The sequence below is a fragment of the Aeromonas sp. 130281 genome (assembly GCF_056642115.1).
This window is the reverse complement of the sequence record NZ_JBWVQS010000002.1, coordinates 594,736-609,919: the sequence shown is the minus strand read 5'-3', so window position 1 is coordinate 609,919 and position 15,184 is coordinate 594,736. Positions and strand designations below refer to the sequence as shown.

The 15,184-nt window shown below is 62.0% G+C and carries 12 protein-coding genes; 8 read left to right on the top strand and 4 right to left on the bottom strand.

The window, feature by feature from the left end; genetic code table 11:
* Positions 1–168 precede the first annotated feature (168 nt).
* From AC1IN8_RS09700 to AC1IN8_RS09680, 5 genes are all read left to right on the top strand, one after another.
* The gene (locus AC1IN8_RS09700; RefSeq protein WP_319913302.1) at positions 169–1,332 is read left to right on the top strand and encodes an efflux RND transporter periplasmic adaptor subunit; all 1,164 of its coding nucleotides are present in this window, start codon (positions 169–171) and stop codon (positions 1,330–1,332) included.
* Positions 1,329–3,392 (top strand): MacB family efflux pump subunit, encoded by a 2,064-nt coding sequence (locus AC1IN8_RS09695; RefSeq protein WP_479758737.1) that lies wholly within the window; start codon positions 1,329–1,331, stop codon positions 3,390–3,392. Before AC1IN8_RS09700 ends, AC1IN8_RS09695 begins: the two co-directional genes overlap by 4 nt.
* A complete protein-coding gene (locus AC1IN8_RS09690; RefSeq protein WP_479758736.1) occupies positions 3,389–4,786 on the top strand; it encodes an efflux transporter outer membrane subunit in 1,398 nt (465 codons plus the stop codon). The genes AC1IN8_RS09695 and AC1IN8_RS09690 overlap by 4 nt, the downstream gene beginning before the upstream one ends.
* A 133-nt stretch (positions 4,787–4,919) precedes the next feature.
* The gene (locus AC1IN8_RS09685) at positions 4,920–5,726 is read left to right on the top strand and encodes a siderophore-interacting protein (protein ID WP_479758735.1); all 807 of its coding nucleotides are present in this window, start codon (positions 4,920–4,922) and stop codon (positions 5,724–5,726) included.
* A gap of 259 nt (positions 5,727–5,985) precedes the next feature.
* A complete protein-coding gene (locus AC1IN8_RS09680; RefSeq protein WP_479758734.1) occupies positions 5,986–7,092 on the top strand; it encodes a 3-deoxy-7-phosphoheptulonate synthase in 1,107 nt (368 codons plus the stop codon).
* Positions 7,093–7,581: 489 nt separating this feature from the next.
* On the opposite strand, the gene AC1IN8_RS09675 is transcribed toward AC1IN8_RS09680, so the two are convergent.
* Complete coding sequence (locus AC1IN8_RS09675; protein ID WP_005332615.1) at positions 7,582–7,989, bottom strand: H-NS family histone-like protein; 408 nt, start codon at positions 7,987–7,989, stop codon at positions 7,582–7,584.
* Positions 7,990–8,381: 392 nt separating this feature from the next.
* Positions 8,382–9,326, bottom strand: a complete 945-nt coding sequence (dsdC, locus tag AC1IN8_RS09670; protein ID WP_139436306.1) for a DNA-binding transcriptional regulator DsdC — start codon at positions 9,324–9,326, stop codon at positions 8,382–8,384.
* A gap of 230 nt (positions 9,327–9,556) precedes the next feature.
* Here dsdC and dsdX point away from each other — a divergent pair, with 230 nt between their 5' ends.
* From dsdX to AC1IN8_RS09655, 3 genes are all read left to right on the top strand, one after another.
* The gene (gene dsdX / locus AC1IN8_RS09665) at positions 9,557–10,894 is read left to right on the top strand and encodes a D-serine transporter DsdX (RefSeq protein ID WP_479758733.1); all 1,338 of its coding nucleotides are present in this window, start codon (positions 9,557–9,559) and stop codon (positions 10,892–10,894) included.
* A 17-nt stretch (positions 10,895–10,911) separates the two neighbouring features.
* Positions 10,912–12,243, top strand: coding sequence for a D-serine ammonia-lyase (locus tag AC1IN8_RS09660; protein ID WP_319916524.1), 1,332 nt, complete (start codon positions 10,912–10,914; stop codon positions 12,241–12,243).
* Positions 12,244–12,566: 323 nt separating this feature from the next.
* Positions 12,567–12,743 (top strand): hypothetical protein, encoded by a 177-nt coding sequence (locus AC1IN8_RS09655; protein ID WP_080675191.1) that lies wholly within the window; start codon positions 12,567–12,569, stop codon positions 12,741–12,743.
* Between the two features lie 92 nt (positions 12,744–12,835).
* Here the strand turns inward: AC1IN8_RS09655 and icd are convergent, their stop codons facing one another.
* Together icd and AC1IN8_RS09645 are read right to left on the bottom strand one after the other, a co-directional pair.
* Positions 12,836–14,089, bottom strand: coding sequence for an NADP-dependent isocitrate dehydrogenase (gene icd, locus AC1IN8_RS09650; protein ID WP_171273480.1), 1,254 nt, complete (start codon positions 14,087–14,089; stop codon positions 12,836–12,838).
* 197 nt (positions 14,090–14,286) lie between these two features.
* Positions 14,287–15,162: a helix-turn-helix transcriptional regulator gene (locus AC1IN8_RS09645; RefSeq protein ID WP_205642144.1), complete on the bottom strand. Its 876-nt coding sequence runs from the start codon at positions 15,160–15,162 to the stop codon at positions 14,287–14,289.
* Between the last annotated feature and the right edge of the window lie 22 nt (positions 15,163–15,184).

Below are 15,184 nucleotides of genomic sequence, written 5' to 3'. Positions count from 1 at the left end.
CCAGCGGGTATCATGCAGGTCTCGCCTCCCCTTCTCCGGCGGTCACCCTGCCCCTTAATTGACAACTTCATCTACATGATTTCTTACACATTGCTCGCTTCTTTTTAAGTGCCATTTGCTGCAGGATATCGCTCTTGCACGCCTTCGCTCGTTTCGTTCAGGTGATAAATGAAGACTCTTCCAAAACCGGGCAAATATGCCCTGCTTGCCCTGGCACTGCTGGCCCTCGTGGTCTGGCTGGCCTGGCCCGGCAAGACCCCGGACCCCGTGCTGACCGCCACAGTGACCCGTCAGGATGTGGAGCAGACGGTGCTGGCCAGCGGCGTACTGCAGGCCATAGAGCAGGTGGATGTGGGGGCCCAGGTCTCGGGTCAGGTCACCTATCTGGCGGTGGAAGCCGGGCAACAGGTCAAGCAGGGGGACCTGCTGGCAGAGATAGATCCCCTGATAGCCCAGAACAACCTCAAGACCGCCGAGGCCGAGCTGGCCAGCCGCCGTGCCCAGCTCAAGATCAAGCAGGCGCAGCTCAAGCAGAACGAGCTGGCCTGGCGCCGCCAGCAGCAGATGTTCAAGCAGGAGGCGAGCTCCCGGGCCGATCTGGAGAGTGCAGAGGCGCAGTTGGCCGTCACCCGGGCCGAGCTGCAGAGCGCCCAGGCGGATATCGACAACGCCCTGATCAAGGTGGAGCGTACCAAGACGGAGCTCGGCTATAACCGCATTCAGGCCCCCATGGATGGCACAGTGGTCAGCATAGTGACCCGTCAGGGGCAGACCCTGGCCGCCAGCCAGACGGTCCCGACCCTGCTCAAGCTCGCCAACCTGGACACCATGACGGTCAAGGCGCAGATCTCGGAGGCGGATGTCACCAAGGTCAGGGCCGGCATGCCGGTCTACTTCACCCTGATCGGAGACCCGGATCGCCGCTATCACGGCACCCTGCGCACTGTCGAGCTGGCCCCCACCAACATCAACGAGCAGAGCGCCAACACCACGACCACCAGCAATGCCGCCATCTACTATTACGCCCTGTTCGATGTGCCCAACCCCGACCATCAGCTGAGGGTCGCCATGACCACCCAGGTCACCATAGTGCTGGGTGAACGCAAACAGGTATTGGCCATCCCCCAGACCGCCCTCGGCAAGAAGCTGGGAGAGAATGAATATGAGGTCACCCTGCTCAAGGAGGACGGGCAGAAAGAGACCCGCCGCATCAAGACCGGCATGAAGGATGACATCAAGATAGAGGTGGTGAGCGGTCTTGACGAACAGGACAAGGTGACCCTGGAGCAGGGCAAGCCTGTCCAGAACGATGAGATGGAGATGGTCCCGTGAGCGAGCCCCTGATCCAGCTCAAGGGCATAGAGCGCCGCTACCAGAGCGGGGAGCACGAGGTGACGGTGCTGCACCCGCTGGATCTGACCATAGCGGCGGGGGAGATGGTGGCCATCGTCGGTGCCTCCGGCTCCGGCAAGTCCACCCTGATGAACCTGCTGGGCTGCCTCGATCGTCCGAGCGGCGGCCAATACCTGTTTCGTGGTCAGGACACCGCCGGCCTGGATGCCCTGGCCCTGGCACGGCTGCGCTGCCACCACTTCGGCTTCATCTTCCAGCGCTACCACCTGCTGCCCCATCTGGATGCGGCCGCCAACGTGGAGATCCCCGCCATCTATGCCGGCACCTCCCGCCCCGAGCGCCAGATACGTGCCCGCACCCTGCTGACCCGCCTGGGCTTGAGCGATCGCAGCCACCACAGGCCAGGCCAGCTCTCCGGCGGCCAGCAGCAGCGGGTCAGCATAGCCCGGGCGCTGGCCAATGGCGGCGAGGTGATCCTGGCCGACGAGCCTACTGGCGCCCTCGACAGCCACAGCGGCAAGGAGGTGATGGCCATCCTGAAGGAGCTGCACGCCCAGGGTCACACCATCATTCTGGTGACCCACGACATGGCGGTGGCCAACCACGCCAATCGCATCATCACCCTGCGGGACGGGCGCGTGGTGGAGGACAGCGGCCAGCCGGCTGCCAACCCCCCCATCTCCCCGGATAAGACCCACGGGGTGGAAGAGCGTCAGCAGATCCCCCAGGCCACTGTCGAACAGCTATCTTGCGCCCTCCCCCGGCCAGCTACCGGGCAGAAAGCCCGCGAGCCGGCGCCGGAGCGGCTCCCCACCGCCTCCGTCGCCAAACGCGGCAGCCAGGGCTGGGATCGCTACCGGGAGGCGGGTCGCATGGCCCTGCACGCCATGCTGGCCCACCGCATGCGCACCTTCCTCACCATGCTCGGCATCATCATCGGCATCGCCGCCGTGGTCAGCGTGGTGGCACTGGGCCAGGGGGCCCGCGCCAAGGTGATCGACGACATCAACGCCATGGGCACCAATACCATCGACATCTTCCCCGGCAAGGACTGGGGCGACGAGAAGGCCGCCAGCATCCAGACCCTGAACGAGCGGGATCTCGACGCCCTGCTCGGCCAGCCCTATCTGGAGGGGGCCAGCCCCCAGATCGCCACCTCGGGCCAGTTGCGCTATCGCAACAAGACCAGCAGCGGCAGCGTGGTGGGGGTCGGCAGCGACTTTTTCCGGGTCAAGGGGATGACCCTCACCCAGGGCCGACTGCTCGATGAGCGGGATATCCGCAGCCGGACGGCGGTGGCCGTGGTAGATGGCAAGACCATCACCAGCCTGCTCGGCAAGACGGATCCCGTCGGCCAGGTGGTGCTGGTCGGCACCCTGCCGGTGCGCATCGTCGGCGTGGTGGCCCAGGAGACCGGCTTTGGTCCTAGCAGCCAGTCGGTCAATGTCTGGCTGCCTTACAGCGCCGTGATGAGCCGTCTCATCTCCCAGAACCACTTCAGCCAGATCACCATAAGGGTCAAGGACGGGGTCCAGCCGGCGCTGGCCGAGCAGGCCGCCGTGGCGCTCTTGACCCAGCGCCACGGGGTGAAGGATTTCTTCACCTTCAGCAGCGACAGTATCGTCAAGTCGGTGGAGAAGACCACGGCCACCCTGACGCTGCTGGTCTCCGCCATCGCGGTGATCTCCCTCATCGTCGGCGGGGTCGGGGTGATGAACATCATGCTGGTGTCTGTGGTGGAGCGCACCCGGGAGATAGGGATCCGCATCGCAGTCGGCGCCCGTCAGTCCGACATCCTGCAGCAATTTCTGATCGAAGCTGTGATGGTCAGCCTGCTGGGGGGCCTGCTCGGCATCGGCCTGGCCATCTTCATCGGTTTTATCTTCTCCCTGCTCGTGGAGAGCTTCCAGATGCGCTTCTCGCTCTTCTCCATCCTGATGGCCTTCGGTTGCTCCTCGCTCATCGGGATCCTGTTTGGTTACCTGCCCGCCCGCAATGCGGCCCGGCTCGATCCGGTCGAGGCACTGGCGAGGGAATGATGATGCACAACTTATCCGGCCGGGGGCTGCGCCTCTCGTCAAAGACTGCGCTCAGCCTGGTGCTCGCCGCCAGCCTCGGTGCCTGCAGCCAGCAGAGCACCTACCACAGGCCCGAACTGGATGTGGCGCCAGCGTGGCAGCAGGACGCCCGGGATCTTGGCGGCCAGCAGGCCGGGCTCTGGTGGCAGGGGTTCCGGGATCCCGCCCTCGACCAGCTGGTCGATGAGGTGCTAGCGGCCAACCCGGACATGCAGGTCGCGGGGCTCAGGCTCAAGAGCGCCCTGCTCGGCGCCGATCTCGCCAACACCAACCTCACCCCTTCGGTCAACGCCAGCCTGGGGGCGAGCGGCAACAAGAACATGAAGGATGGCAGCGCCAGCAGCAACCTGGGCCCCTCCTTCAACCTGAGCTATGAGGTGGATCTCTGGGGCCGGCTCGCCTCGGTGCGGGATCAGGCGCAGTGGGAGGCAGAGGCCAGCGAGCAGGATCGCGCCGCCACCCGCCTGATGCTGGTAGGCAAGACCCTGGAGCAATACTGGCAGCTGGCGTATCTTGGCTCGGCCATCTCCCTGGGCGAGCGCCAGCTGGCCAACTACGAGCGGATAGAGCGGCTGACCCGGGCAAAATATGACGCCGGGGCCGTCACCCGCCTCGATCTGGTGCAGGCCAGCCAGCAGAAAGCCGGCAAGCAGGCGGAGCTCGCCTCTCTCACCCTGCAACGGGAGCAGGCCGGCAACGCCCTGCGCCTGCTGCTCGGCCGCAGCAGCGGCCCGTTGGAATTTGCCCCGACCTCCCTCGCCATGGGTCCCATTCCGACGCTGGCGGTCGGCATCCCCGCCGATGTGCTGGCCAGGCGCCCCGACGTGCGGGCAGCCGAGCTGCGCCTTCGCAAGACGCTGGCCAGAGGGGACGAGATCCGCACCGGTTTCTACCCCACCCTCAGCCTCACCGGCGGCGCCAGCACCACCTCGGACACCCTGACCCAGGTGCTGCAGAACCCGGTGGGAACCCTGGGTGCGACCCTGGCGCTCCCCTTCCTCGAGTACAACAAGACCCGGCTCTCCATCGCGAGCTCCGAGATTGACTATCAGATAGCCGAGACCGAGTTTCGCAAGCAGCTCTATACGGCCCTGCTGGAGGTGGAAGATGGCCTGGCTGCTCGCCAGCAGGGGGAGCAGCGGCTGCGTTATCTCGAGCAGCAGCTGGCCTATGCCAAAGAGGCCGAGCGGCTGGCGGGGGCCCGCTTCCTGGCGGGCGCCACCGGGGTTCAGCCCTGGCTGGACGAGCAGAATCGACTGTGGGATGCCGAGCTCGGCGTGCTGGCCCAGCAACAGAGCCAGCTCAAGACCATGGCCGGGATCTACCGGGCGCTGGGAGGGAGCGATCGGAGCTAGAGCCCGGTCAGCCCCCAGGGCGGCCGGCCTGACCTCCCTGCTAGCCGCCCTTGTATCCTCTTCATAACAAAGCAATTGATAATAGTTTTCATTTAATGAAAAATGAGCGCTCTCGTCTGTCAGGAGTACTCAAATGTCACAGCCCGCCCCGGTCAATCGCCCTCGCCTGCTCACCGTCAAGCATGTCCACGATGTGAGCCCTCATCTGCGCCGAGTCTGCCTGACCAGCCCTGAACTGGCGGATTACCCCTTCAGCTGTGGCGGTGCCCATATCAAGATCATGCTGCCCCGGCCGGGCCAGAGCGAGATAGTGCTGCCAACCCCGACCCCCAAGGGTCCCCGCTGGGAGGACCCGAGCCAGAAGCCCATACTGCGCACCTTCACCATCCGTGCCTTCCGCCGCGAGGCCCTGGAGATCGACATCGACTTCGCCCTGCACGGCGACATCGGCCCCGCCAGCCGCTTCGCCCTCCACGCCAAGCCGGGGGACAGGCTCGCCATCTCGGGCCCGGGCGGCCCGGATCCCATGTTGCAGCTGGCCGCTCACTACTACATGGCCGGCGATCTCACCTCCCTGCCCGCCATCAGCGCCATGGCCGAGGTGATGCCGGCAGAGGCCAGGGGCCATATGGCCCTGCTGGTGCCCCATCAGGAAGATGTGCAGGATCTGTCGCTGCCCGAAGGGGTCAGCCTGCGCTGGTTTGTCGGCACGCCGGACCAGACCGGCCCCCTGGTGGAGTACTTCACCTCCCTGCCCATGGCCACCGAAGAGAGCTATTTCTGGTTCGGGGGGGAAGAGGGTCTGGTGGTGCCCCTGCGTCGTCATGTCAGGCGGACCCTGGACACCGATCGCCAGCGGGTCTATGCAGTGCCTTACTGGCGCAGCGGCAAGGATGAAGACGCCTACCATCAGGATCGCCATGTCGTGATGGATAGCTGATAACACCCTGTATTCCTTGCTCTTATCAGGCCTTCTCCCGCTCGGGAGCGGGCCTGGTTGCCATGCTTCCCTCCCTTTTTTACGGCCCGCCCCCCATCTTTGGTGATCCTCTCGGTAGTGCTTGCATTTGAGACGAACAGCAAGATAATGATAATCACTCTCAACAAAGATGCTGTGTGCCGGGCGCAGATCCCAGATCCAGACACCCGAACGCTCCGGACACATCGTCGACCCCATTTGCACTGCAAGGTAACCCCAGATGGCTGTTTTGAATTCGGTAATGCGCGCCTTCGCGGTGGAGGCGCTCCCCACCCCTGCCGACCTGTTGGCACAGCATCCCTGCCCGGCCGATATGGCGCAGCACATTGACCACCACCGCCACCAGGTGCGCCAGATCCTGAGCGGGGCAGACGATCGTCTGCTGGTGGTGATAGGCCCCTGCTCCATCCATGATCCCGTCGCCGCCCTCGACTATGCCAAGAGGCTGGCACGGCTCGCCACCGAGTATCAGGAGAGCCTGCAGATAGTGATGCGCACCTATTTCGAGAAACCGCGCACCACAGTCGGCTGGAAGGGGCTGGTCTTCGACCCTCATCTCGATGGCAGCAACGACATCGTTCACGGGCTCCACCTGGCCCGCCAGCTGCTGCTCGACATCAACCGGCTGGGGCTGGCCACCGCCACCGAGTTTCTCGATACCACCAGCTTCCTCTATCTGGCGGATCTCATCAGCTGGGGGGCCATCGGTGCCCGCACCACCGAATCCCAGGTACACAGGCAACTGGCCTCGGCCCTGCCCTGCCCGGTCGGCTTCAAGAACGGCACGGACGGCAACATCCGGGTGGCCATCGATGCCATCCTGGCCAGCGAGGCCTCCCATCTGTTCACCGCCCCTGGCAGCCAGGGGGGCATGGTGGTGATCAGGAGCGAAGGCAATCCGGGCGGCCACATCATACTGCGCGGCGGCACCCTGCCGAACTACCACCAGAGCGACGTTATGGACGCGGCCGAACGCCTGGCGCGCCAGGGGCTCAACCCTCGGCTGATGGTGGATTGCAGCCACGGCAACAGCCAGAAGCTGCACCAGAACCAGCTCCTGGTCGCCGGGGAGCTCTGCCGCCAGTTGCGGGGCGGGAGCACGGCCGTTGCCGCCGTCATGGTCGAGAGCTTCCTGCAAGGGGGCAGCCAGAAACCGGCGCCACTGAGTGAGCTGCAATATGGCTTGTCGGTCACCGATGCCTGCCTTTGCTGGGAAGAGAGTGAGAGCCTGCTGGCCATGCTGGCCGATGGGGTCATGGCGCGCCGTCAATTTGCAAACGGTCGCGCCATTCCCCTTCACAGCGATCTCGGCCAACCGGTCAGCTGACCTATTTCCTATTTAATCGCAGCGGGGTCGCCAGACCCCTATTCAATCCCTATACCGATAAATGACTTTCACATATTGTCTGGACAGGGGTGTCAAATAGGGCAGTGATGGCGAAAGAGAAATAGTGCGCGAGGGACAAAAACTTCCCATTGATAGGAGAATGGGTAGCCAGGCAAAGCGGGAGGCATGCCCGCAAATCCACCTATTTCATCCCACTGCTTTCATCCCACTGCGACGGACCATTATTTGTCATCTTGTGTCATCAGAGATAACAAACGGGCTGTATGAGTCCTCATTGTGTCGCAGGCGAGACGCGACAGCGATTGCCTTACCGCCAATGGATACTTTTTATTGGCCCATGATGGTCATGGCTATTGTGGACGGGTGACCCTATTTAGGTGGCTTCTTCGATGGGCAATTGATAGACAGGATCCTGAAAATAATAATGCCGCCTCTTGGGCGGCATTATTGACGACGCTATCCTGGCAATCAGATCAGGAAGTCGTTCAGATCCTTGCCCAGCGCAACTTGCTCGGCAATGGCTTTGGGCATGCGGCCCTGGCCGGTCCAGGTCTTCTCCTGGCCATCTTCCTGATACTTGTATTTGGCAGGGCGCGGAGCACGCTTGCTCTTGGTCGCACCAGCAGCGGCCGGAGCGGCCACGCTGCCGATCAGCTCGCGCGGATCGATGCCAGCCTGTTGCAGCATCTCGGTAAACTCGCTCAGCTTGCGCTGACGCTCTTCCTGCTCGGCCCGCTCTTGCTCTACGGACTCGGCACGCTCGTTATATACCAGATCAAACTTTTCTTTCGCTTCTTGCAGTTGCTCAAACGGCAGTTCACGAATGGCAGCGCGCAAGCTGCGAATGTTCAGCAGAACCTTCAGAAACTCGTTCATTACTTCCTCACAGAATTATTTTTGTATGTCACAGGGATAACTCATTTTGAGAATAGCATGTCCACTCGATAACAACATAATGATTTTATAGCGCCAGCGCTATTCCTGACAATCTCATGGTCATTATTCACAGTGGTTAATTCACCTCAGGGATCTTATCGGATCACCGCTCAACAGACATTATTTCTTCAACATGGGTTAATCGGTCCTACTTACCAGGTATTTGCCACAGAGATAAAAGGGGTGTCATCCAAGCACCTGCATTCATATATAACAAACCATACCGCTGCCCACAGCCGCCAGCACGGAATGTACAAATATCGTCCGCTTCATGCCAGGGTCGAATGAAATGAGATCGAGACCGGGCAGCACTCTGTATCCCTGTCCCTGGTTCAATCAATTTCCTTTGCCTGGGCGCTTATCCATTCGATGAATGCCTGGATCTTGGGGCACTGGCGATGGGGGAGCGTCGCCATGTAGTAGCGTTGATTGCAGCGAACCGCCTTGCCCGGGAAGGGCTCCACCAGTTCGTTGCGCTCCAGCCGCTGGCGCACCAGGTTCTTGCGGCCCATGGCCACGCCGGCGTGATTCATTGCGGCGATGATGGCGAGATCGGAGCGATCGAAGCCCATGCTCGACTGGCAGCCATCGAGGGAGATCCCGGCCTGACGAGCCCAGCTGCACCACTCGTCGGTGTCGGAGTCATATCCCCAGGCCTGCCGGTCGTGCAGCAGGCGGCAGTGGTTCAAGTTGTCCGGGTTGTTGAGCAGCTGGTGCCGCTCGGCATATTCGGGGCTGCACACCGGCACCATGTATTCATCCATCAGCGGGTGGATGGCGAGCCGCTCCGGCACCTTGTCGTCGAAATAGATCGTCAGATCGATGCCATAGCCGTGCAGATTGACGTTCTCGTTGCCGGTCATGATGTTGAGATCGATCTGGGGATGCAGGCGGGAAAAATCCGCGAGCCGCGGCACCAGCCAGCACTGGGCGATGGAGGGGCGGGAGTAGACGGTCAGGGAACCGGACAGCTCCTGGTTCTTGATCTCCAGGATCTCCTGATTGATGAACTCCAGCGACGACTTGAGTGCCCAGAAGACCCGTTGCCCCTCCGTCGTCAATACCACCTTGCGGTGAAAGCGCTGGAACAGCTTGAAGCCGAGCTCCTCTTCCAGCGCACCTATCCGGTGGCTCACCGCACTCGGGCTGAGCGCCAGCTCATCCGCCGCCAGGGCGAAGGAGCTGTGGCGGGCCGCCGCCTCGAAGGTGTGCAGCTTGGAGAGCTGATAGCCGCTTAGCAGCTTGTTTCTCGATACGTAGTTGTCTTCGGTATACATCCGCCTTCCCCGTCACAGGCTCAACATCGCCGTCATGATATCCCGGATGACCCGATTCAGGATGACGTAACCGAACCCAAGTCACATAAATACCGCTAAATGTGATGAATGTGGCACCTTTGCATCAACCCAGCTCATCCAAGAGGCCATTTTCATCATTTGTCAGCCCGACCCCCTTGCCGTTCAATAGGCCCATCATTCATCTCTTATCATCCCTGTCGAGGCGCAGTATGAATTCTGAAATGTGGGTCGTCGGTACCTTGCTGACAAGCATCATCCTGATCGTCTTCACCATAGTGAAGGGCAAGGTGCATCCCTTCCTCGCCCTGCTGCTGGCCAGCTTCTATGTCGGCACCATGATGGGGATGAACCCGGTCAAGATGGTCAACGCCATGGAAGAGGGCATAGGCGGCACCCTGGGCTTTCTCGCCGCCGTCATCGGCCTTGGCACCATACTCGGCAAGATGATGGAGGTGTCGGGGGCGGCAGAGCGCATCGGCCTCGCCCTGCAAAAGTGCCGCTGGCTCTCGCCCCAGGTCATCATGGTGCTGGTGGGTCTGGTGTGCGGCATCACCCTCTTTGTCGAAGTGGGGGTGGTGCTGCTCATTCCGCTCGCCTTCTCCATCGCCCGCAAGACCAACACCTCGCTGCTGACCCTGGCCATTCCGCTTTGCACCGCCCTGATGGCCGTGCACTGCATAGTGCCACCCCACCCGGCCGCGCTCTATGTCACCAATCAGCTGGGTGCCGACATCGGCTCCGTCATCGTCTATGGTCTCGCGGTCGGGCTCTTCGCCTCCCTGGTGGGTGGCCCGCTGTTCCTGAAACTGCTGGGCAAGCGGGTGCCGTTCAAGGAGGTGCCCGCCGCCTTTGCCGACATCCAGGCCCGCGATGAGGCAACTCTCCCTACCTTAAGTGCCTCCCTCTTCACCGTGCTGCTGCCCATAGTGCTGATGCTGGTCAAGACGGTGGCCGAGCTCAACATGGATCACGCAAGCCACCTCTATACCCTGCTGGAGTTTATTGGCAACCCCATCACCGCCATGTTCATCGCCGCCTTTACCGCCTACTACGTGCTGGGGATCCGTCAGCGCATGAAGATGGAGGGGCTGCTGGACAAGACGGAAGAGTGCTTCTCCTCCATCGCCAACATCTTGCTCATCATAGGGGCAGGCGGCGCCTTCAACGGCGTACTCAAGGCAAGCGGGCTGGGGGACAGCCTGGCCACCATACTCTCCCAGCTGGACATGCACCCCATACTGCTCGCCTGGCTGGTGGCCATAGTGCTGCACGCCGCCGTGGGTTCGGCCACCGTCGCCATGATGGGGGCCACCGCCATCGTCTCCCCCATGATGGTGCACTACCCGAACATCAGCCCGGAGATCATGACGCTCGCCATCGGCTCAGGCGCCATCGGCTGCACCATGGTGACCGACTCCCTGTTCTGGCTGGTCAAGCAGTATTGCGGTGCCACCCTGAATGAAACGCTCAAGTACTACACCAGTGCCACCTTTGTCGCCTCCCTGATGGCGCTGGCCGGTACCTTCCTGCTCTCCTGTATCCTGTAACAAGACCGAGACATCCCATGAAACACATCGACGTCCAACAGCTCACTACCCAATATCCGCTGCTGCAATCCCTGATCGCGCTCGAGCCCGTCACCTGGTTCAACCCCAAGGCCACCACCCTGGCGGTCGGTCTGCCCCATGTGGGCCTGGATGGCAGCGATGTGGCGGATGCCTCCGCCCGGCTCGCCCGCTTCGCCCCCTACATGTGCGACGCCTTCCCGGAGACCCGCGCCAGCAAGGGCATTCTGGAGTCCGAGATAGCGGCCATCCCGGCGATGCAGGCCACCCTCAACCAGCGTTACGGCGTTGAGGTCACCGGTCGACTGCTGCTGAAAAAAGACAGCCACCTGCCCATCTCCGGCTCCATCAAGGCTCGTGGCGGCATCTACGAGGTGCTGACCCACGCCGAACGGCTGGCCATCAAAGCCGGTCTGCTCTGCGAAGAGGACGACTATCGCAAGCTGTTCACGGACGAGTTCCGCCAGTTCTTCGGCCAGTACAGCATTGCGGTGGGCTCGACCGGCAACCTCGGCATGTCCATCGGCATCATGAGCGCCAAGCTGGGCTTCACCGTCACCGTCCACATGTCTGCCGATGCGCGGGAGTGGAAGAAGCGCAAGTTGCGCGAACACGGGGTGATCGTGGTGGAATATGCCGAGGATTACGGGGTGGCGGTGGAGCAGGGGCGCAAGGAGGCCGAGCGCGACCCCAACTGCTTCTTCATCGACGACGAGAACTCCCGCACCCTCTTCCTCGGCTATTCGGTCGCGGGCGAGCGGGTGAAAAAGCAGTTCGACGAGATGGGCATAGTGGTGGATGCCGAACATCCGCTGTTCGTCTATCTGCCTTGCGGCGTCGGCGGCGGCCCCGGGGGCGTGGCCTTTGGCCTCAAGCTCGCGTTCGGGGACAACGTCCACTGCCTGTTTGCCGAACCCACCCACTCCCCCTGCATGCTGCTGGGGGTCCACACCGGATTGCACGATGCCATTGCGGTGCAGGATCTGGGGATAGACAACCTCACCGCCGCTGACGGTCTGGCGGTGGGGCGCGCCTCCGGCTTCGTCGGCCGCGCCATGGAGAGGTTGCTCGATGGCTTCTACACCCTGAGCGATCAGGAGATGTATGACCTGCTGGGACTGCTGGCGCGGGACGAGCAGATCAAACTCGAACCGTCCGCCCTGGCCGGCATGGCAGGGCCTTGGCGCGTGGCGGCCAACCTCGAGTGGCAAATCGGGCGCGGTTTCGATGCCGCGACCATGGCAGGCGCCACCCACCTGGTGTGGGCCACCGGCGGCGGCATGGTGCCCGCCGAGGAGATGGCAAAATACCTCGCCGCCGCCCACCTCTGATCTTTTTTTCAACCGAAAGACCCGCCACCCTGGCGGGTTTTTCTCTTCTGGGATCAGCAAGATGGCATGCTCTTTGCCAAAGCGTGGCAACCCTTCATGCCCCTCCCCTGCCGTCAATCCCCCCAAGTTGGTTATTTTGTGATACGATAGAGGCCGTTTTTTGACATCTGCGCCCCGTTGTCGCCTTGATCCTGCAAGATCACCACCCAGTCCGGTGGGCACAACCGCGGCGGCGCAGCACCACAAGTGACCCGGTTGAGTCAATGCTGGCGGCCTGTGCCAGCGAGCGACACCAGGGGCACCTTAGATAAGGAGATCGGGCTATGAAACAGTATCAAAGCTGGCTTGGACAATATCTGATGAGCCGTCGCGATGGCGATCACGCCATGGCTTCCGAACTCGCCAACTCCATCTGCGAGTTCTGGCAGGCGCAGGGGGATGAGGCCGAAACCAGCAAATGGCAACAGCTCTACCAGCAGCACGTGGAAAAGACCACCTGACGGCGGCACCTTCAGGCTTTCTGGCCTGTCACCCATAAAAAAACCGGCGCTCATGGCGCCGGTTTTGCATCTTTTGCATTAAGAGAACCGAATTACATCTGGTCGACCATGTCCTGGGCGAACTGGGAGCAGGAGCGCAGGGTGGCGCCTTCCATCAGTCGCTCGAAGTCATAGGTGACTGTCTTGTTGGCGATGGCCGCTTCCATCCCCTTGACGATGAGATCCGCCGCCTCGGTCCAGCCCAGGTGGCGCAGCATCATCTCGGCGGAGAGGATGAGGGAACCCGGGTTCACCTTGTCCTGACCTGCGTACTTGGGTGCAGTGCCGTGGGTTGCCTCGAACAGGGCCACGCCGTCGCCGATGTTGGCGCCCGGGGCGATGCCGATACCACCGACCTGAGCGGCCAGGGCGTCGGAGATGTAGTCACCGTTCAAGTTCATGCAGGCGATGACGTCATACTCGGCCGGACGCAGCAGGATCTGTTGCAGGAAGGCATCGGCGATGACGTCCTTGACGATGATGGTCTTGCCGGTCTTCGGGTTCTTGAAGGAGCACCAGGGGCCGCCGTCGATGAGCTGGGCATCGTACTCTTTCTGGGCCAGGGCATAGCCCCAATCCTTGAAGGCACCTTCGGTGAACTTCATGATGTTGCCCTTGTGCACCAGGGTCACGGAGTCGCGATCGTTGTCGATGGCGTACTCGATGGCGGCACGGACCAGACGCTCGGTACCGGCCTTGGACATGGGCTTGATGCCGATACCGCAGGACTCGGGGAAGCGGATCTTCTTCACGCCCATCTCGTTTTGCAGGAAGGCGATCACCTTCTTGGCTTCGTCGCTGTCCGCCTTCCACTCGATTCCGGCGTAGATGTCTTCGGCGTTCTCGCGGAAGATCACCATGTCGGTCAGCTCGGGGTGCTTGACCGGGCTCGGGGTCCCTTCGTAGTAACGGACCGGGCGCAGACAGACGTAGAGATCCAGCTCCTGACGCAGGGCCACGTTGAGGGAGCGAATACCGCCACCGACCGGGGTGGTCAGCGGGCCCTTGATGGCCACGCAGTATTCACGAATGAAATCCAAGGTTTCGGCCGGCAGCCAGGCACCTTCGCCATAGATGTGAGTCGATTTCTCGCCGGTATAAATCTCCATCCAGGCGATCTTGCGCTCGCCCTTGTAGGCTTTCTCGACCGCAGCGTTCACCACGTTCAGCATGGCCGGGGTCACGTCCACACCTATACCATCCCCTTCGATAAACGGAATGATGGGGTTGTGGGGAACCTGCAGCTTGCCGCTGGCATCGACTGTGATTTTCTGACCCTGGGTCGGGATAACTACTTTGCTTTCCATCGGCATCTCCTAACTTCCGTTTGTTATCAATCTGATCGTTGATCGTTGCGCGCGGCCATCTTAGCCCATCCATTTGCATAATCAAATGGCGGGCGTGCATGTCCGACCATAGTCGGGGACTGGATCACAATGCGCCACTTCTCTTTGCGCCCCATGAGGCGCAAGCCAGTGCAACCCCGCCATGGCGAGCGCCGCCGTCATGGCGCCAGACTCTCGCTCTGCCCCTGGGGCTGGCTCAGGGCGCGGTACTGGGAGGGGGTCAGCCCCGTCTTTTGCTTGAACACCCGGCAGAAATAGTTCACATCCATGTAACCGCAGCGGCTGGCCACCTCTTCGAGGCGGAAGCGGTATTTTTTCAGCATGAACTTGGCCCGATCGATGCGTACCCAGCTGATGTAGTCCGCCAGGCGCATGTGGCCCTGCTCGCGAAACAGGTGGGAGAGGTGGCTCGCCGAGACGTTGAAGCGGTGGGCGATGGAGTCGCGGCTGATGGGGCGGTGAAAGTTCTCCTGGATATAGATGCAGATGCCGTGAAACAGCTCAGCCCCTCGCGGCCGCTCGAAGGTGGACTCCGCCAGCAATTGACGGGCGCTGGTGAGCAACGCCTGCAACAGGTGGTTGTCGGTGGGGGAGCGGCCCGGGTCTTCCACCAGCACGTTGAGGGCCGCCAGTATGTGTTCGTTCACATGGCCGGCCCGGGCCATGATGCTGTGCTTTTGCACATCGAAGAAATCCGGGTCTTCCCGGCGCTTGCTCACCAGGCTGAAACCGAGCTGGCGCTTGCCAAACAGCAGGCTCAGCACAGAGCAGTCCGTGGTCCAGAGCGGCTTGTTCCAGCCGTTGGGGGGGATGTAGAGCGCCTGCCCCGGCAGCACGCTTATCTCCTGGCAACCCGACTCCCTGTCCCAGATCTGGTTGAGGTATTCGCCGCTGAACACCAGCTCGAGACGGGGGAAGTTGACCTGGTAGCTGAAGCCAGGCGGCACTCCCTGATCCTGGGCAAACCAGATCTGCTCGAAGGGAACCTGGTCGTGGAGAGCGCCGTCGAGCAGCTGGCTGAAGATGAGTGACATGATGATCCCGATCAAGAGAGAG

Excerpts from the sequence above, each read along its gene's own strand:
- AC1IN8_RS09700 (WP_319913302.1), top strand. The coding sequence starts at position 169 with ATGAAGACTCTTCCAAAACCGGGCAAATATGCCCTGCTTGCCCTGGCA.
- AC1IN8_RS09690 (WP_479758736.1), top strand. The coding sequence starts at position 3,389 with ATGATGATGCACAACTTATCCGGCCGGGGGCTGCGCCTCTCGTCAAAG.
- AC1IN8_RS09685 (WP_479758735.1), top strand. The coding sequence starts at position 4,920 with ATGTCACAGCCCGCCCCGGTCAATCGCCCTCGCCTGCTCACCGTCAAG.
- AC1IN8_RS09680 (WP_479758734.1), top strand. The coding sequence starts at position 5,986 with ATGGCTGTTTTGAATTCGGTAATGCGCGCCTTCGCGGTGGAGGCGCTC.
- AC1IN8_RS09675 (WP_005332615.1), bottom strand. The coding sequence starts at position 7,989 with ATGAACGAGTTTCTGAAGGTTCTGCTGAACATTCGCAGCTTGCGCGCT.
- dsdC (WP_139436306.1), bottom strand. The coding sequence starts at position 9,326 with ATGTATACCGAAGACAACTACGTATCGAGAAACAAGCTGCTAAGCGGC.
- dsdX (WP_479758733.1), top strand. The coding sequence starts at position 9,557 with ATGAATTCTGAAATGTGGGTCGTCGGTACCTTGCTGACAAGCATCATC.
- AC1IN8_RS09660 (WP_319916524.1), top strand. The coding sequence starts at position 10,912 with ATGAAACACATCGACGTCCAACAGCTCACTACCCAATATCCGCTGCTG.
- AC1IN8_RS09655 (WP_080675191.1), top strand. The coding sequence starts at position 12,567 with ATGAAACAGTATCAAAGCTGGCTTGGACAATATCTGATGAGCCGTCGC.
- icd (WP_171273480.1), bottom strand. The coding sequence starts at position 14,089 with ATGGAAAGCAAAGTAGTTATCCCGACCCAGGGTCAGAAAATCACAGTC.
- AC1IN8_RS09645 (WP_205642144.1), bottom strand. The coding sequence starts at position 15,162 with ATGTCACTCATCTTCAGCCAGCTGCTCGACGGCGCTCTCCACGACCAG.